The sequence below is a fragment of the Delftia sp. WSY_12 genome (assembly GCF_043104645.1).
Taxonomy (GTDB): Bacteria; Pseudomonadota; Gammaproteobacteria; order Burkholderiales; family Burkholderiaceae_C; genus Comamonas; species Comamonas tsuruhatensis.
The window spans coordinates 372,829-389,042 of record NZ_JBICKW010000022.1 but is presented as its reverse complement, the minus strand read 5'-3'; the positions used below and the strand labels follow the sequence as shown (position 1 = coordinate 389,042).

At 67.3% G+C, this 16,214-nt stretch carries 13 protein-coding genes; 5 read left to right on the top strand and 8 right to left on the bottom strand.

Annotated elements, in window-relative coordinates:
- The first annotated feature begins 28 nt into the window (after positions 1-28).
- Positions 29-1,051, top strand: coding sequence for an alcohol dehydrogenase (locus ACF8LI_RS14095; protein WP_392414189.1), 1,023 nt, complete (start codon positions 29-31; stop codon positions 1,049-1,051).
- A 542-nt stretch (positions 1,052-1,593) separates the two neighbouring features.
- On the opposite strand, the gene ACF8LI_RS14090 is transcribed toward ACF8LI_RS14095, so the two are convergent.
- Positions 1,594-1,995 (bottom strand): hypothetical protein, encoded by a 402-nt coding sequence (locus tag ACF8LI_RS14090; protein ID WP_013802859.1) that lies wholly within the window; start codon positions 1,993-1,995, stop codon positions 1,594-1,596.
- A 332-nt stretch (positions 1,996-2,327) separates the two neighbouring features.
- Here ACF8LI_RS14090 and ACF8LI_RS14085 point away from each other — a divergent pair, with 332 nt between their 5' ends.
- Positions 2,328-2,948, top strand: coding sequence for a hypothetical protein (locus ACF8LI_RS14085; RefSeq protein ID WP_392414188.1), 621 nt, complete (start codon positions 2,328-2,330; stop codon positions 2,946-2,948).
- Positions 2,949-2,983: 35 nt separating this feature from the next.
- Here ACF8LI_RS14085 and ACF8LI_RS14080 read toward each other — a convergent pair whose 3' ends face one another.
- A complete protein-coding gene (locus ACF8LI_RS14080) occupies positions 2,984-3,919 on the bottom strand; it encodes a LysR family transcriptional regulator (RefSeq protein ID WP_392414187.1) in 936 nt (311 codons plus the stop codon).
- A 132-nt stretch (positions 3,920-4,051) separates the two neighbouring features.
- Between ACF8LI_RS14080 and ACF8LI_RS14075 the strand changes: the two genes are divergently transcribed.
- The 3 genes from ACF8LI_RS14075 to ACF8LI_RS14065 all read left to right on the top strand — a co-directional run bounded on the left by ACF8LI_RS14075 (position 4,052) and on the right by ACF8LI_RS14065 (position 7,160).
- Complete coding sequence (locus ACF8LI_RS14075; RefSeq protein ID WP_392414186.1) at positions 4,052-5,011, top strand: alpha/beta fold hydrolase; 960 nt, start codon at positions 4,052-4,054, stop codon at positions 5,009-5,011.
- 79 nt (positions 5,012-5,090) lie between these two features.
- The gene (locus ACF8LI_RS14070; protein WP_012205002.1) at positions 5,091-6,095 is read left to right on the top strand and encodes a tripartite tricarboxylate transporter substrate binding protein BugE; all 1,005 of its coding nucleotides are present in this window, start codon (positions 5,091-5,093) and stop codon (positions 6,093-6,095) included.
- A 150-nt stretch (positions 6,096-6,245) separates the two neighbouring features.
- Positions 6,246-7,160 (top strand): LysR family transcriptional regulator, encoded by a 915-nt coding sequence (locus ACF8LI_RS14065; protein ID WP_016448094.1) that lies wholly within the window; start codon positions 6,246-6,248, stop codon positions 7,158-7,160.
- Between the two features lie 35 nt (positions 7,161-7,195).
- Here ACF8LI_RS14065 and ACF8LI_RS14060 read toward each other — a convergent pair whose 3' ends face one another.
- From ACF8LI_RS14060 to ACF8LI_RS14035, 6 genes are all read right to left on the bottom strand, one after another.
- The gene (locus ACF8LI_RS14060) at positions 7,196-8,173 is read right to left on the bottom strand and encodes a tripartite tricarboxylate transporter substrate binding protein (protein ID WP_012205004.1); all 978 of its coding nucleotides are present in this window, start codon (positions 8,171-8,173) and stop codon (positions 7,196-7,198) included.
- A gap of 33 nt (positions 8,174-8,206) precedes the next feature.
- Positions 8,207-9,712, bottom strand: coding sequence for an acyl-CoA synthetase (locus ACF8LI_RS14055; protein WP_392414185.1), 1,506 nt, complete (start codon positions 9,710-9,712; stop codon positions 8,207-8,209).
- Entirely contained in the window at positions 9,709-10,614 is a 906-nt protein-coding gene (locus ACF8LI_RS14050; RefSeq protein WP_392414184.1) for an SDR family oxidoreductase, read from the bottom strand. Before ACF8LI_RS14050 ends, ACF8LI_RS14055 begins: the two co-directional genes overlap by 4 nt.
- Positions 10,615-11,075: 461 nt before the next feature.
- The gene (locus ACF8LI_RS14045; RefSeq protein ID WP_392413130.1) at positions 11,076-12,503 is read right to left on the bottom strand and encodes a c-type cytochrome; all 1,428 of its coding nucleotides are present in this window, start codon (positions 12,501-12,503) and stop codon (positions 11,076-11,078) included.
- A gap of 5 nt (positions 12,504-12,508) precedes the next feature.
- The gene (locus tag ACF8LI_RS14040; protein ID WP_392413128.1) at positions 12,509-13,105 is read right to left on the bottom strand and encodes a (2Fe-2S)-binding protein; all 597 of its coding nucleotides are present in this window, start codon (positions 13,103-13,105) and stop codon (positions 12,509-12,511) included.
- On the bottom strand, positions 13,102-16,023 hold the full coding sequence (locus tag ACF8LI_RS14035) for a xanthine dehydrogenase family protein molybdopterin-binding subunit (RefSeq protein ID WP_392413126.1): 2,922 nt from the start codon (positions 16,021-16,023) through the stop codon (positions 13,102-13,104). The genes ACF8LI_RS14040 and ACF8LI_RS14035 overlap by 4 nt, the downstream gene beginning before the upstream one ends.
- Between the last annotated feature and the right edge of the window lie 191 nt (positions 16,024-16,214).

Here is a 16,214-nt window from a genome sequence, read left to right as displayed (position 1 = left end):
CCAACAGCTTCACTCCCTGGAGACACCTATGAGCAACACATTCAAGGCCATGCAAATTTCACGACCTGGAGTGCTTGAATTGGTAGAGCGAACCATTCCGAATCCGGGTAGCGGCGAGGTTCTGATGAAGGTCGAAGCTTGCGGTATCTGCGGCGCAGACGTAGCAGACATTGAAGGCGCCAAGACGGACCTGCCCAGCCCTCGCATCCCAGGCCATGAAGTCGTTGGTCGCATCGTCGCGGTGGGGCCCAATGTCTCGGGCAGCTGGTCTGTAGGCCGTCGCGTGGGCGTTGGCCGTCTGGGCGGGCATTGCAACGAATGCAGCATGTGCCGTCGCGGCATCTTCCAGCTGTGTAGTAACCAGCATTTTGTTGGCAGCAGCTGCGATGGTGGCTATGCGGAAATGATGCTTGCGCGCAGCACAGGGTTGGTCTCCATCCCTGAAGAGCTAGATTCTGTCGAGGCAGCGCCTCTTCTGTGCGCCGGCATCGCCACGTTCAACGCCATGCGCAAATCCGGCGCCCTGGCCGGAGACTTGGTCGCCATTCAAGGCATAGGCGGACTCGGCCACTTGGCCCTGCAATATGCACGGCGAATGGGTTTTCGCGTTGTCGCGGTAGGCCGTGGCGATGACATCGCCGACGACGTGAAACGTCTGGGTGCGCACGCCTACATCGACACCCACAAAGAAGACCCTGTGCAACGACTGCAGGAAATGGGGGGCGCGCAGTTGATTCTCACGACCCTCACCAACAGTGCCGAGGCATCCAGGCTCGTTGGAGCGCTGGCTCCACAGGGGAAGTTCTTGGTAGTGGGCGCGGGCAAAGACCCCCTGACCGTCTCTCCGGGTTTCATGGTTGTCGGTGAGCGCTCTATTGAGGGAGCCATCACCGGAACGCCCTTTGAGTCGGAACGCACCTTGGACTTCAGCGTCATGGCGGATGTGCACCCAATGGTTGAAACCATGCTGCTTGAGAACGCCGTCGAGGCCTACAAAAAAATGAAGTCTGGGGACGTCAAGTTCCGCATGGTCCTGAGCATGAGCAACTGAGCGCGCGCAACAGGCAACGCCATGAAGCAGCTCAAGCAAAACCTGCCAATGCTCGCCCCCAGCGTCGTTCACTGCGGCACGTCTTGGTGCAGGTGCAATCGTACTTCTGGCAATGAAGAAAATGCGCCTGATGCCTGCAGCTGGTGCGCGTGAAGCATGGATTTCGGCAGCAATTCTCTTCGGCTACGCCATCGCGATGTCATACGCCTACCGAGGCATAGGCACTGAGGCAGGTGCACTCGTTCTTTTCGCAGCGGCGCAGATTCCCATGGCCTTGTCCAGATATCGGTATGCCCAACCGTCTCCGCCCGACTATGGAGGCATTGCGTGACATGAAATGGCTATGACGCTGCGTTTTCTGCGCTGTATCGCGTGAAACGAGGGATTAGGCCCAAGTGGGGTGGGTGGGAGTCTGCTTTGGGACGCACTGCCGCCTCCTGACAAGTTTCGCTGAACGTCTCAGTTCAGCCTAAAGCCGTCGCTCAGATATTTGCCGGTGCCGACCGGTCTCGGCCCTAACCCGCTCCCAACCGCCAAAACCCTCACCCAAACAACCCCCCCTCATCCAACAACTCAAACGCCACCTCTGGCGTCCTCTCCATCCCCCGCCGAATCGCCGCAGGAATCGCCTGCCGAGTCTTGCTGCACAGCCCGCGCATGGGCAAGACCTCGATCTGTATGCCGCGCACTGTACGCACTTCGCTGGCGCCGGGCTCGATGCGCACGCGGATGCCGAGCTGCTCATACATGCGCTGCTCCACATGGCGCAGGTCCTGCAGGCTGGTGATGCGTTCCAGCCGTAGCAGCAGGCGTTTTTCCTCTTCCCTGGTGAGTCGCAGAATGCGCTGGTCGGCCATGGAGTCGGCTAGCAGGGCGTCGTGCTCGCAGATGCAGGCGCCCGGAGGGCAGGGGACTCGGATCGGAATCTGAACGGGAAAGCTCATCGATGCCCAGGGAAGATCCGCCCCGGCCGGGACGGTGCAGGCCATGCTAGTTCAAGGCTGCGGCGGGGCCAAGGGGAAAGTCCTGGGCAGCTTCCATCTCTGCAATGTGGCCTGCCTGATGCCGCAGGGTGCGGAGGGCGGGGCAGCGATTCGGTGTGTCTGCGAGGCCGAATGCAGGCTTTGAGAAGCAGCTGTTTGGCAAGGTGATGAAGGGATGCAATCCGAAGTGGGAATCCGCATCGTCCATTGCGCGAATGATTAAAACGCAACTGATAAGATGCCCGCGCCCAAGTCGGGCATGAATGAATCAATTGAATAAGGGAGCGGAACACATGAAGAAGCTGATCATTGCAATGGCCGTTGCGCAGATGGCATTGGGCGTTGCCGCCGCACCTGTGGCCAATCGCGACAGTGCGATAAAGGCGTGCCTCAAGACATTCCCCGAAGCGGCTTCTCCCGTGGACGACAAGACGCGAACGTTTGCACAGGACGATCGCATCAATCTTGAGTTCAACTACATGGGCGCAAAGCTGATGTGCTCCGTGGGCAAGACCAGTGCGGAGGTGGAAGAGGCCAGCGTGATGGGGCGCAAGTTCTCAAAGGCTGATTTGAAATCCTCGCAGGAAAAGCGCCAATCCAATGAACAGGCAGTGGGCCAGATCGCCGCTGGCAATTGGAAGAGCTTCGTGGTAAACGCGAAGATCAGTACATCCAAGAAGCTCCAGAATCCCCAGTCTGCACGCTTCAAGGACTTGTTTATCAGCAACGTGGATGAACAGCCCACGCTGTGCGGAAAAATTGATGGCAAGAATGAAGCCGGTGCCTATTCCGGCTATCGCGCTTTCTATTCGAATGCTGCCAGTACGCTGGTGGCCGCAGAGACTGGCCAAAGCCCGATGTTCAAGGCGATGGTGGATGAGTTCTGCAGCTCTAAATTCGCAGACGCTGAGTAACGTGAAGGTCGAACGCTACGGGTCAGACTGACTGCTCACGACTTCTGACTCCTCCCATAAAGATTCTCCAACCCCGCCCACACCCTGCGCGTGAGCGGCTTGCTCTGCGCCGCAGGCCGGCGGTAGAGCCGCACGTTGATGGGCACGTCCTTGTCGGGCCCGGCCGCGCGGGCCAGGCGGCCCTCGGTCAGGTCGGTCTTGACCAGGGTGAGCGGCAGCCAGGCCAGGCCCAGGCCCTGGTGGACCATGGCGTGCAGGGAGTCGGCGAGGTCGGCCTCGTAGACGGTGCGCAGGCGCGTGGTGTCGCACAGTTCGTGCAGGTGGCTGCGCAGGATCTTGCCCAGGGACATGCTTTGCGCGTAGTCCAGGTAGGGCACCAGCGGGCCGCCGCCGTGGGCGGGCAGGGCGTACTTGGGCAATTGGTGAACCAGGGGGATGCTGACGGGGATCAGCGTGTCCTGGCCCACGGGCAGCCAGGCCAGGTGGTGGCCCTGCAGGCTGCCTTCGATGGCGGGCTGGGCGTGGCACATGAGCAGGTCCACCTTGCCTTGCAGCAGCATTTCCACGCCGTAGTCCAGGCTGGTGGTGACCACTTTCCAGCACAGCTGGGGCATGGCCTGGTTGAGGGCGGTGATGATGCCCGGCAGGACGGTGTGCGACAGCGTGCGGCCGGCCGCGATGGTGATGGTTTCATCGCGCGTGCGGTGCGGGCGCTGCAGCAGGCCATGGGTCTGCTCCAGGATGCCCAGCACTTCATGGGCCGAGGCCAGCAGCGTCTTGCCGGCGGCCGTGAGCGTGGTGAACTGGTGGCCGCGCTCGACCAGGGGCGTGCCCGCCCATTCCTCCAGCGCGCGGATGCGGCGGCCGAAGGCAGGGTGGGTGATGTGGCGGCGCTCGGCGGCCTTGTAGAGGCTGCCGGTGTCGGCCAGGGCCTGCAGGTCCTGCAGCAGTTTGAGGTTGAGTTCGTGCATGGGTAGGGTGGGTGCAGGGCTGTGCTGATCCGGCACAGCGCCGCCGCAATCGGCACAGCACCAAGGCGGGGCATGCCTAGCATGGCGGCATGCGAGAGAAGCCCTGTTATGCCTGAAGTTTGCCTCAGGAAGATGCAAAGCCATTTCATTGGCGGTGCGCAGCGCACGGTGCGGGATCTGCCGATCCAGCACAGGGAAGTGGTGCGCAACGGCGGCGAGCGGCCGCTGGACATGAATGGCAGCTATGCCGTAGGCCAGATGTACGCCATGGAGTACCGGCTGGCGCGTCCGCGCAGCCCCCTGCCGGTGCTGCTGTGGCATGGCGGCGGCATGACCGGGGCGCAGTGGGAGTCCACGCCCGATGGGCGCCAGGGCTGGCTGTGGCGCCTGCTGGAGGCCGGCCACGACGTGGTGGTCTGCGATGCCGTGGAGCGCGGCCGCGCGGGCTGGGCGATGTTCCCCGAGATCTATGCCGAGGCGCCCGTGTTCCGCAGTGCCGAAGAGGCGTGGCAGCTGTTTCGCATAGGCCATGGCGCGCCTTCGGGAGACGGTGTGGGCGAGCCCTTCGTCGGCCAGCGGTTTCCGCATGAGAATTTTGGTGCCCTGGTGCGGCAGATGGTGCCGCGCTGGCTGGGGCATGAGGCCATGGCCATGGCGGCCTATGACGCGCTGCTGGAGCAGTTCGGCCCCTGCGTGGTGCTGGGCCACAGCCAGGGCGGTGGCTTTGCCGCGCATGCGGCCATCCGCAAGCCGCACCTGGTGCGCGCCGTGGTGGGCGTGGAGCCTACGGGCATGCCGGTGGTGCAAGAAGGGCAGCAGGGCCAGCAGGGGGCGGATGCCTTCACGCCTGCATCGGCCATCCCGCACCTGGCGGTGTGGGGCGACCATTTCGCGCACAGCCCGCAGTGGCAGAAGTACCGCGCGCAGACCGATGTGTATTGGCAGCTGCTGCGCCGCCTTGGCGGCCGTGCCGAGGTGCTGGACCTGCCGGCCGCAGGCATCACCGGCAATTCGCATTTCTGCATGCTGGACACCAATGGCGACGAGGTGCTGGGCCGGGTGCTGGCCTGGCTGGAGCGCCTGGGCCGATGACTGGCGGGTTACTGGCGGGTCACTGGCCAGTGACTGGCCGGTCCTGGTCCCGAAGAATTTCAACGAGGAGAAAAATCTCATGCAACGCCGCAATTTCATGATCCGCAGCCTGTCTGCAACCACGGCGGCCCTGGCCCTGGGCGCCCTGGCGCCCGCGCAGTCGGCCCTGGCAGCCGATGCCGGCTGGCCCACGGCCGAGCCCATCCGCCTGATCGTGCCGTTTCCGCCCGGCGGCACGGCCGATGTGGTGAACCGCCTGTTCGCGCAGCAGCTGGGCAAGGTGCTGGGCGCCTCGGTGATCGTGGAGAACAAGGCCGGGGCCGGTGGCTCGCTGGGCACGCGCTTCGTGGCCGATGCCAAGCCGGACGGCTATACGCTGCTGGGCGCCACGTCCAGCACGCATGGCACGAATCCGGCCGTCTACACCAAGCTGCCCTATGACGCGGTGAAGGATTTCACGCCCATCACCCAGGTGATCACGGTGCCGGGCGTGCTCAGCGTGCATCCCTCGGTCAAGGCGGCGAATCTGAAGGAGTTGATCGCGCTGGCCAAGGCGCAGCCGGGCCATCTGTCGTATGCGTCCTCGGGCGCGGGCGGTCTGGGCCATCTGGCCATGGAGCTGTTCAAGGCCAAGGCGGGCGTGCAGATCATGCATGTGCCCTACCGTGGCGCTGGCCCGGCCTTCACCGATCTGATCGGCGGCCAAGTGTCCATGCTGTGGGAGCCGCTGCCGGCCTCGCTGCCGCACATCAAGTCCGGCAAGATCCGCCCGCTGGCCGTGGCCACGGCCCAGCGCAGCAGCGAGCTGCCCGATGTGCCGACCTTTGCCGAGTCCGGCGTGCCCGGCTACGCCGTACAGGCCTGGAACGGCCTGCTGGCACCCAAGGGCCTGCCCAAGGACATCCGCGACAAGCTGCACAAGGCCAGCGTGCAGGCCCTGGCCGATCCGCAACTGCGCCAGCGCCTGGCCGAGCTGGGCGGCACGGTGGTGGCCAATACGCCGGAGCAGTTCGGCGCGGTGATCCTCAAGGATGTGACGACCTGGAAGCAGGTGGCATCTTCGTCGCAGATCAGCCTGGACTGATGCGGCGGGCACCGGGGAAAGCCCTGTGTCCAGGCGCCCACGGGTGGCGGGGCCAGGCGTCGTGACGGTGCCATAGTCCGGGGGTGGCGGTCCGGGCGCGTTGCCTGCGGCCGCGCACAAGGCGGGCCGCCTGACCTGCCGCCTCAAGCCATGGACATCAATCTCATCCGCAATTTCGTAGAGATCGTGGACGCGCGCAGCCTCAGCGCTGCGGCGCGCAAGCGCGACATCACGCGCTCCAAGGTGAGCAAGGAGCTCAAGGCGCTGGAGACGGCGCTGGGCGTGACCCTGCTGCACCGCACGACGCGCAGCTTTTTGCTGACGGCGGCGGGCGAGGTGCTGTACGAGCATGGGCGCAGCATCATCCAGGAGGTGGAGGCGGCGCAGGGCGCCATCGACGCGCTGCAGCATGTGGTGACGGGCTCGGTACGGCTGAGCATTCCCACGGGCCTGGGCGAGCTGTACCTGGCCGACATGCTGCTGGCCTTCCAGAAACGGCACCCGCAGGTGCGCATCCGCGTGCTGTTCTCCAACCGGGTGAGCGATCCCATGAGCGCCCAGGTGGATGTGGCCGTGCGCGTGGCGCGCGACGTGCAGGAGCACCTGGTGGCGCGCGATCTGGGGCCGGTGGGCTTTGGCCTGTATGCCAGCAGCGCCTATGCCAAGGCGCGGCCGTTCCACGACCCTGCCGAGATTCCCCACGGCGTGCTGCTGACGCCGCCCGGCGACGGCAAGACCTATGCCGTCTCGGTGAAAAAGGGGCAGCAGGAGATTGCACTGAAGTGCGAGCCCTGCATCACCAGCGAGCATTTCCCCTTCCTCAAGCAGTCCATGCTCCGGGGCAGCGGCGTGGCCACCTTGCCCAACTACATGGTGATGGACGAGCTGCGATCGGGCGCCGTGCAGCGCGTGTGCCCGGACTGGACGGTGTCCGGCCTGGGCGACAGGCTGTACATCATCACGGCCGAGGACCGTCGGCCCTCGCATGCCGTCAAGGTGATGACCGAGTTCCTCAGGGCCAGCCTGCTGCGCTTCGTGGAGCAGGCCGAGGTGTCCGGCCCTTAGGTCCTTAGGCCCTTAGTTCATCACCTTTTCGGTCTTCAGTTCTCCAGCGCAATCGCGTTGTCCGCGATCACCTTGCGCCACATCTGGCCGTCTGCGGCCAGGAAGTCGTCGAGCTGGGCCTGGGTCTGGGGCTTTCTGGCGGCCAGGGTCTGGTTGCCCAGGGCACTGGCGAATTCCGGGTTGAGCATGACCTTGTTGACGGCGGCCTGCAGGGTGTTGCGCGCGTCCGCTGGCGTGCCTGCGGGCACGGCAATGCCGAACCAGGTGGAGGCCCTGAAGCCCGGCACGCCCGATTCGGCAATGGTGGGCGTCTGCGGCAGGAACTGCGAGCGCTCCGGCCCGGTGGTGGCAATGGCCACCAGCTTGCCGGCCTTGATGTGGGGCAGGGAGGTGCCGGCCACGTCCACCATGAGCTGGGTGTCGTTGGCCATGAGGGCGGTGAGGGCCGGCGCGCTGCCGTTGAAGGGAATGTGGGTGGCGGCCACGTCCAGGCGGGACTTGATCAGCTCGGTGGTCAGCTGCAGCGGGTTGCCCAGGCCGACCGAGCTGTAGTTGAGCTTGCCCGCGTGCGCCTTGGAGTAGGCCTTGAGGTCGGCCACGTTTTTGATGCCGGTCTGGCTGTTGGTGACCAGCACCAGCGGGGCCTCGGCCAGGATGTTGGTGAGCTTCAGCTCCCGGTCGGGGTTGTAGCTGAGCTTCTTGTAGAGCAGGGGGTTGAGCACCATGCTGGCATTGCTGGCCAGCAGCAGGGTGTAGCCGTCGGCCGGCGAGCGCGCCACGGCCGAGGCGGCAATCATGGTGTTGGCGCCCGGCCGGTTCTCCACGACCACGGACTGCTTGAGCTCCGTGGACAGGTGCGTGGCCAGGGTGCGGGCCAGCACGTCGACCGAGCCGCCCGGCGCATACGGGGCGATGAGCTTGATGGGCTTGCTGGGGTAGTCGGACTGGGCGAACCCGGGGGCTGCGGCTGCGGTGGCCGCAGCGGCAAGCAGCAATGCGATGGCCTTGTTCATGCGTTGTCTCCTTCTCTTTCGGTGTTGGCGGGTTCAGATCTTGCGCTGCGTCGCGCCCCAGTGGGCGTCGCGCAGCTTTCTTTTGGCGATCTTTCCGTTGTCGTCGCGGGGCAGGCGCTGGAAGACGAAGCTGCGCGGCAGCTTGTAGGCCGCCAGCCGGCCGCGCAGCCATTCTTTCAGTTCCGCCTCGGGCAGTGTGCCTGACTGGCCGGGCTCGACCAGGGCCAGCAGCCGTTCGCCGTACTCGGCATCGGGCACGCCGATGACGGCGCAGTCTGCTATGCCGGGGTGCCTGAGCAGCTCGTTCTCAATCTCGGCCGGGTAGATGTTCACGCCGCCGGAGATCACCATGTCCGAGTCGCGGTCGCAGACGTAGAGAAAGCCTTCCTCGTCCAGGTAGCCCATGTCGCCCAGGGTGATCAGGCCGCCCTGGTCCATCTTGCGGCGGGCCTCATCGTTGCCCTTGTAGGTGAAGTCGGCATAGGCGGGCTGGCGCACGTAGATCAGGCCCACCTCGCCCGTGGGCAGGGCCTGGCCCTGCCTGTCGAGGATGCGGACTTCGGCGTCCTGCAGCGGCAGGCCCGCGCTGCCGGGGTGGGTGAGGGCGTCGGCCGAGCCGATGAAGGTGACCAGGCCCGACTCGCTGGAGGCATAGGTCTCGTTGATGATGGGCCCCATCCACTCGATCATGGCCCTCTTGACCTCGGGCGCGCAGGGCGAGCCGGTGGATGCGATGAAGCGCAGCGAGGAGATGTCGTAGCGCTCGCGCACTTCGCGCGGCAGCCTGAGCAGGCGCACGTACATGATGGGCACCATGTAGGCGGTGTCGATGCGGTGCTCCTGCACCAGCTGCAGGAAGCGCTCGGGGTCGAAGCGCTGCTCCAGCACCACCAGCTCGCTGAGCATGAGCGCGTTCTGGAAGTACAGGCTGGGCGCGCTGTGGTAGATGGGTGCGGTCAGCAGGGTGCGCGCGCCGGGCTGCAGACCGTAGGCGGTGGCGATCAGCGCCTGGTTCACGGCCAGGCGCCGGGGCAGTTCTTCCACGGGAAACGCCTTGCGCAGCACGCCCTTGGGGCGGCCCGTGGTGCCCGATGTATAGGCCATGTGGCCGCGCGGCGCGACCAGCGGGCCGTCGTAGGGTGCCTGGGCGGCCAGCCAGGTTTCGTAGTCCTGCTCCGGCTCGCGTGCGTGGGCGACGCGCCGGGGCAGGTCCGCATAGAGTTCGCCCTTGAGGCCGTCGAGCAGGTCCTGGCTGGTGATGAGGGCGCGGGCGCCGCTGTCGGCCAGGATGTAGTCGATCTCCGTGGCCGTGAAATGCCAGTTGATGGGGCAGTAGTAGATGCCCGCAATGCGGCAGGCATGGACCACGTCGGCGTATTCGATGCCGTTGCGCAGGAAGACGGCCAGCACGTCGCCTTCGGCCAGGCCCAGGCTGCGCAGGCCCTGGGCCAGCTGGCGGCCGCGCTGCTGCTGGGCGGCGCCGGTCAGCGTGCGCTGTTCGAAGACCAGGGTGGAATGGGGCGTGGCGGCGGTGCTCATGTGGGCGTGGCCTCCTGGTCCCCATCGTTGACGTTGGGCTGGTTGGCGGCCTTGGCCATCTGCCGGGCGCGCGCCCAGTCGGCATCGTCCCAGGCCTGGTATTCGGTGAAGTAGGCGCCGTTGGCCAGGGCGTCGCCGCCGTCCAGCGTGATGGTCTGGCCGTTGAGCCAGGTGTTGCCCGGGGCCAGGATGAAGGCGGCCATGTTGCCGATGTCCTCGCCCGTGCCCAGGCGGCGCGTGGGGTTGTCCAGGCGGCGGCGGTCGGCCGAGTCCTCGTTGCCGTCGATTCTGGGGCGCAGGCGCTGGCTGGCGCCCTGGGTGGGAATCACGCCCGGTGCAATCGCGTTGAACCGTATGCGCTTGGGACCCCATTCCACGGCCAGCGATTTGGTCATGGCGTCCAGCCCGGCCTTGGACATGGCCGAGGGCACGACAAAGGGCGAACCCGTATCCACCCAGGTGACGACGATGGACAGCACCGAGCCCGGCAGCCCTTCGGCGATCCAGCGGCGGCCCACGGCCTGGGTGACGTAGAAGGTGCCCCGGAAGACGATGTCCGATATGGCATGGAAGCCGTTGATGCTCAGGTCCTCGGTGCGGCTGACGAAGTTGCCGGCCGCGTTGTTGACCAGGCTCGTCAGCGGGCCGTGTTCGGCCCAGATGCGGTCGATGACGGTGTGCACGGCCTCGGGCTGGCGAATGTCGAGTTCATGCGCAAAGGCCTGCGCGCCCGTGTCGTTGTTCAGCATCTCGCAGGCCTGCTGCACCACGGAATGCCGCCGGCCGCACAGGTGCAGCTCGGCACCCAGCTCCGCCAGCTTGGCCGCCATGGCCAGGCCCAGCCCCGTGCCGCCCCCGGTGATCAGGACGCGCTGGCCCTGGAATAGATTGGCTTCGAACATGCTTGTCTCCTTTTGCTTTCACTCTAGGGAGACAGGGGCGGCTGGGAAAGGAGGGTGGTGGAACGCGGTTGGTTCCGTGGTGGAAACAATGGGCTTGTGTTTTGGGGCTGTGACCGCGGCTTGTCAGCGAGTGCAGGGGGGCTCATTTCCCCCTGCCGGGTGGTTGTTTTTCGAGGCCGGGTCTCGGCCCGGCAGCCGACTGCCCTTTCTTGATTCGCCAAGAAAGGTCAGATCAAAGAAGGCGACCCGGATGTCCGCGACCCTCCGCTTCGCTGCGGGCAACCTGCGTCGTGGCGGTTGCGGGGTTCGCCGTGAAACTCGTTGCGCGCTGCGCGCTTCACTCAAACATCACGGCGAGTCAGATGACGAAGCAAGCCTGTCCTTCGGCAGGCTTGCAACCCCGCAACCGCCACGCCGCAGGCGCGGGCATACGGGTTGGGCTCCGTAGAACAGCCGGTGTTTCACGGCGCAGCCTTGTGCCCTGACTTTCCGGCTGCGCTGCGCAGGTCGGCCACCTGGGCGGCGGTCACGTCGGCAGGCTGGCCGCCCAGGGCGGTGCGGGTGTAGTTGGCCAGGGCGGCGACTTCGCCATCGGTCAACTCCTGCATGAAGCCGGGCATGCCGGGCAGGGGCGTGGGGCCCTGCTGGGTGGCCGGGTGCTTGGGCAGGCCGACGAGGATGGCCAGCACCAGGTTGCGGGCGTCGGCCTGGCGCACGGTGCTGTTGCCCTTGAGCGGGGGCATGGTGAGGCTGCGGCCCAGGCCCTCGCTGCCGTGGCAGCTGGCGCACAGCGCCATGTAGTGGCCCCGGCCCGCGTCCAGCGTGCCCGCGCCGGAGCTGTTGCCGGTGCCGGAATCCGGGGGCGCGGCGGCCGGCAGGGGCTGGGGCGCGGGCGGGTTGTCGCCCAGCAGGAAGGTGGACAGCGCCGTCATGTCCTCGGCCGTGAGGTACCGGGTGCTGTTGGCAATGACCTCGTGCATTTCATCGAAGGCGCTGCCGTGGGCCGAGAAGCCCGTCTGCAGGAACTGGGCCATGCCCTCGCGCGTCCAGCCGCGTGCGGCCAGGGCTTCGGCGGTGATGCCGGGTGCCGTGAACAGCGACAGCGTGCCGCCCTGCAGCCAGCGGTCCTTCTGCATCTGGCCGAACATGCCGCGCGGCGTGTGGCATTCGGCGCAGTGGCCCATGACATTGCCCAGGTACTGCCCGCGCAGCCAGGCCGGGCTCTGGCCCTGCGAGCCCACGGGCAGCGGCGCGCTGGACAGGAACAGCGTCTTCCAGCCGAACATGAGCACGCGCAGGTTGAAGGGAAAGGGCAGGGCGGGCTTGGTGTTGGGCTGGGCCACGGGCCGGATGTTCATCAGGTAGCCGTAGATCAGGTCCGAGTCTTCGCGGCTCATCAGGTGGTAGGAGGCATAGGGCATGGCCGGGTAGAGCTGGCGCCCGCCCGGCGCCGTGCCGCGGGTGACGGCGGCGTGGAATTCCTCGGCCGTCCAGCGGCCTATGCCGTGGTCCGGGTCGGGGGTGATGTTGGTGCCGTAGAGGGTGCCGAAGGGCGTGGGCAGGGGCTTGCCGCCCGCAAAGGGCTGGCCTTCCCGGGCGCCACCCATGCCACCCACCCCGTCATGGCAGGCCATGCAGTCGGCGGCGCGCGCCAGGTACAGGCCCTGGGCCAGCTGCTGGGGGCTGCGGTGCACGGCCTGCGGCTCGCGCTGTGGCACATGGGGCCGGTTGCCCCAGACGGCGGCAATGGCAAACAGCACGGCCAGCAGCAGGAGGATGAGCAGCAGCCCGCGCCAGCGGCGCCTGGGCCTGCGCGGTGGCGGGGGGCGGGCACCGCTGTAGTCGGCAGGTGGCGCGGCGGTGGCTGCGCTGGGGTCGGCGGCGGACATGGCGCTCATCCTTTCAAGGTCAGCCCGGGCGTGTTCAGGACCAGGTCCTTCACGGCCGCGTAGTAGCGCACATAGCCGGTGCAGCGGCACAGGTGGGGCTGCAGCGCCTCGCCCACGACCTGTTCCACATCGGCCGCGCGGATGGGCGCCTTGGCCAGGCGCTCGACCAGCACCGTGGCCGCGATGACGAAGCCCGGCGTGCAGTAGCCGCACTGGAAGCTGAAATGCTCCAGGTACTTCTGCTGCACGGGGCTGATGGCGATGACCTTGCGCGGCTGGCCCGAGGTACCCGAGGCGCCCGGGGCTGATGGGGGCGCGGTGTCCGCGCCGGCCGGGTCGGCAATGCCTTCGATGGTGCGGACCTTGCGGCCCTGGAAGTAGTGGGCGCCGGTGATGCAGGTGCGCATTTCGCGGCTGCCCTCGGGACCGTCCACGATGATGGTGCAGGCCCGGCATTCGCCGATGCCGCAGCCCAGGCGCGAGCCGGTGAGGTTCCGGTATTCGTGCAGGAAGTCGATCATGGGCATGCCTTCGGGCACGTCCATGGGGCCGACGGTCTGGCCGTTGACGGTCAGCGACAAGGGGCGCGGGACAAGGCTCATGGTGCGAGTGCCTCCCTGATCTTTTGCGGGGTCACGGGCAGGTCGTGGAAGCGCTTGCCTATGGCGTGGTGCAGTCCGTTGACGATGGCGGCGACGATGGGAATCATCACCACCTCGGCAATGCCCTTGGGCGGATCGGTGTCCGACAGAGGTGCCAGCAGCTCGGCCGTCTGCTTCCAGACCGCCACCTCGCTGCCGCGCGGCAGGTGGTAGCGGTGGAAGTTCCAGTTGCCGTCGCCGGGGCCGCCCTCGTACAGCGGCAGGGTTTCGTACAGCGCATGGCCTATGCCCATGGCGATGCCGCCTTCGAGCTGGCCGTGCACCAGCTCGGGCACGATGGGCCGCCCGCACTCCATGATGGAGTGGTGGGCCAGCAGCTCGACCGCGCCCGTGCCCGTGTCCACGGCCAGCTCGACCAGGGCCGCATTGGCGCTGTAGTAGGTGACGCCCGCGTTGTTGCGCTGCATGGGCGGATAGAACAGGTTGCGCCGCGCAATCATGCGGTAGCCGGCGGCGCTGCGCCGCGCGGTGACAGAGGCCTCGACGGGCGTGGCCGCCTGCGGCGTGTCTGTGTTTTCAGGGGCAGGCGTGACGGCGCCGGCATCGGGCGCGCTGCCCAGGCGCACGGCCAGCGCGTCCAGCGGCCGGCGCGCGCTGGTGCCCAGGATGTCGAAGTCGGCCTCGGCCCATTGCCAGCGGTTGAAGGTATGGCCCACGGCGCCCGTGACCAGCTGCATCGCATGGGCCTTCTGGGCCAGGGCCTGCAGGGACAGCGGCTGCATGCCGTTGGCCGTGAGCATGCCGTTGACCCAGCGCGCGTCCTCGCGGCGCACCACGTAGGGCGCCTTCTGGCCGCCGCCCGTGCCCTGGCTCCAGATGGCGACGGCGGCCGGCCACAGGCCGTGCTCGAAGACCACGCGCGCCGTCTCGCTGGTGGCGTGGCTGTAGTAGTAGGCCGAGTTGCTGGCGCTGGCCGGCGAGGCGTAGACCGGCGTCCACAGCGGCCGGGTGGCGAAGCGGTCCTGGTCGGCCTGGGGCATGGTGTAGTTGTCGCCCTCGGCCTTGAGCGGCAGCTCCGGCCAGTCCAGGCAGGCGGTCTGCAGCTCGTCGGCGGGCTTGCCGAACCATTGCACGCACAGCTGGGCCTGCGAGGTGCCCATGCCCGTGCCGATCTCGGTGCCCGAGTGGTGCAGCAGCACGCGGCCCTGGGGCGATATCTCGATGCGGGCGAAGGCCGCCTCGCCGCCCGTGCCGAAGTCCTTTTGCACGCAGGCAAAGCCCACGCCGTAGCGCTGGCCCGGGTGGCTGGCCTCGTAGGCGGTCTTGCGCTTGGCGCGCTCGGTCCACAGCGGATGGCGGCGGGCGCGCTCCAGCACCTCGTCGGCGCGCAGGGCGCCAGCGGCAATGGCGCCCTGGGTGTTCTTGGCGCCCGAGGTCAGCACGTTGCGCAGGCGCAGCTCGATGGGGTCGATCTGCAGCAGTTCGGCGATTTCGTCCACCATCATTTCGGTGGCCGCCATGCTCTGCAGCGTGCCGTAGCCGCGTGCCGAGCCCGCGTCCAGCGCGCGGCTGGCCAGGGCCACGGCGGTGATGTCGTTCTTGGGAAAGTAGTAGATGGACTGCGCCGCCGTGCCGCCCACCATGGCGACCGAGGGCGAGAAGTTGGCCCGGCCGCCGCCATTGGCCGTCATGTTGGCCACCAGGCTCTGGAAGAGGCCGGTCTTCCTGTCGATGGCCATGGTGTAGTCGATCTCGAAGGCATGGCGCTTGAGCGAGGACTGGAACTGCTCGAACCGGTCATTGGCCAGGCGCACGGGCTTGCCGTCCGCATACAGCGCGCAGACCAGGCCGTAGTAGGGCATGGGCGCGTGGTCCTTGGAGCCGTAGCCCACCGTGTAGCACGGGTGCACGAAAAGGCGCTTGAGCGGGAACCTGCTGGCCTGCACCATCTGCGCTGCCCATTCGGCCACTTCGTGCGGCGATTGCGTGGCCAGCACCATGTGCAGGCTTTGCGTGGCCGCGTCATACCAGCAGTTGGCGTTGTCGGGCTCCAGCGCGGCCGTGTCCACCGATTGCGTGGCGTAGTGGCGCTGCAGCACCAGCCAGTCGGCCGGCGGCGTGGCCAGCTCCTGGGCGATCTGCTCGGCCGCGCGCAGGCCGCGTGCCGTGACCGCGTCGGCCTTGGAGATCTGCGGCCAGACCAGCGGCTTGCGCTCGGCGGGGAACAGCGGGGCATCGCGCAGGCTGGAGAACACGTCGTCGTCAAAGGCCGTGGCACCGCCCTGGCGCACATAGCGGAACACGCCCCAGGGCGGACGGTCCAGCGCGCCCGTGATACGGCCGTAGCGGATGACGCCGGCCGTGGCCTGCAGCCTTTCCTTGGCAAAGCGAAAGCGCGCGAAGTCGTGGTAGATGAGGATGGCCACGGCCTGGCCCAGGTATGCGGGGGTCTTGCCTGCGGGCAGCAGCATGTCTTCGCCATAGAACTCGGGAAAGGCCAGGCCGTCGCGCGCCAGGTCTTCGGCGGTGACCACGCGGTCGGGCGCCAGTTCGCCGTCCAGTGCGGAAAGGTCCATGCCGTCGAACCGCCGGTCGGCCAGCGTGGTGCGCACGATGAAGGCATGGGATTGCTGCTGGGGCCAGTGCGGCATGTCGCGTGCGCGGATGTCGCGGGCGAAGACCTTGGCGCCCATGACCTTGGAGCGGCCATCGAGCCGCATGCGCGGCAGCTGGGTGGCCGGCTCGCGGGCCACGCTGCCGAGCACGCGGTCTTCAAAGAGGGCTGCATAGGCCTGGCTGGCCAGCGGCGCCACCCAGACGCTGACGCCTGCGATGCTGGCGGCCTGCAGAAAGCCGCGCCGCGACAAGGGAGCCGTGCCGGCCTGGCTGCCGGCGCCGGAGTGTTGTTCTGGGCGCATGGCGCTCTTCTCCTGTGGGGTTGAGCCCACTGTAGGAGGGCGCATGCCGCGCGGCCTGTCAGCAAAGGCTGCTTCTGGCGTCAGCGCGGCGGCAGCGGCGGGTGCCTGCCATCGTCAAAAGCAGGAGCGGGCCAGGGCCACCAGGCCGCGACGGCAGCGTGCCGGCCGCACTGTCAATCAGACGCCGCCGC

What these genes read in the sequence shown, in the direction of transcription:
- ACF8LI_RS14065 (WP_016448094.1), top strand. Translation starts at nt 6,246, where the DNA reads ATGGACATCAATCTCATCCGCAATTTCGTAGAGATCGTGGACGCGCGC.
- ACF8LI_RS14060 (WP_012205004.1), bottom strand. Translation starts at nt 8,173, where the DNA reads ATGAACAAGGCCATCGCATTGCTGCTTGCCGCTGCGGCCACCGCAGCC.
- ACF8LI_RS14035 (WP_392413126.1), bottom strand. Translation starts at nt 16,023, where the DNA reads ATGCGCCCAGAACAACACTCCGGCGCCGGCAGCCAGGCCGGCACGGCT.
- ACF8LI_RS14050 (WP_392414184.1), bottom strand. Translation starts at nt 10,614, where the DNA reads ATGTTCGAAGCCAATCTATTCCAGGGCCAGCGCGTCCTGATCACCGGG.
- ACF8LI_RS14070 (WP_012205002.1), top strand. Translation starts at nt 5,091, where the DNA reads ATGCAACGCCGCAATTTCATGATCCGCAGCCTGTCTGCAACCACGGCG.
- ACF8LI_RS14080 (WP_392414187.1), bottom strand. Translation starts at nt 3,919, where the DNA reads ATGCACGAACTCAACCTCAAACTGCTGCAGGACCTGCAGGCCCTGGCC.
- ACF8LI_RS14075 (WP_392414186.1), top strand. Translation starts at nt 4,052, where the DNA reads ATGCAAAGCCATTTCATTGGCGGTGCGCAGCGCACGGTGCGGGATCTG.
- ACF8LI_RS14045 (WP_392413130.1), bottom strand. Translation starts at nt 12,503, where the DNA reads ATGTCCGCCGCCGACCCCAGCGCAGCCACCGCCGCGCCACCTGCCGAC.
- ACF8LI_RS14085 (WP_392414188.1), top strand. Translation starts at nt 2,328, where the DNA reads ATGAAGAAGCTGATCATTGCAATGGCCGTTGCGCAGATGGCATTGGGC.
- ACF8LI_RS14055 (WP_392414185.1), bottom strand. Translation starts at nt 9,712, where the DNA reads ATGAGCACCGCCGCCACGCCCCATTCCACCCTGGTCTTCGAACAGCGC.
- ACF8LI_RS14095 (WP_392414189.1), top strand. Translation starts at nt 29, where the DNA reads ATGAGCAACACATTCAAGGCCATGCAAATTTCACGACCTGGAGTGCTT.
- ACF8LI_RS14040 (WP_392413128.1), bottom strand. Translation starts at nt 13,105, where the DNA reads ATGAGCCTTGTCCCGCGCCCCTTGTCGCTGACCGTCAACGGCCAGACC.
- ACF8LI_RS14090 (WP_013802859.1), bottom strand. Translation starts at nt 1,995, where the DNA reads ATGAGCTTTCCCGTTCAGATTCCGATCCGAGTCCCCTGCCCTCCGGGC.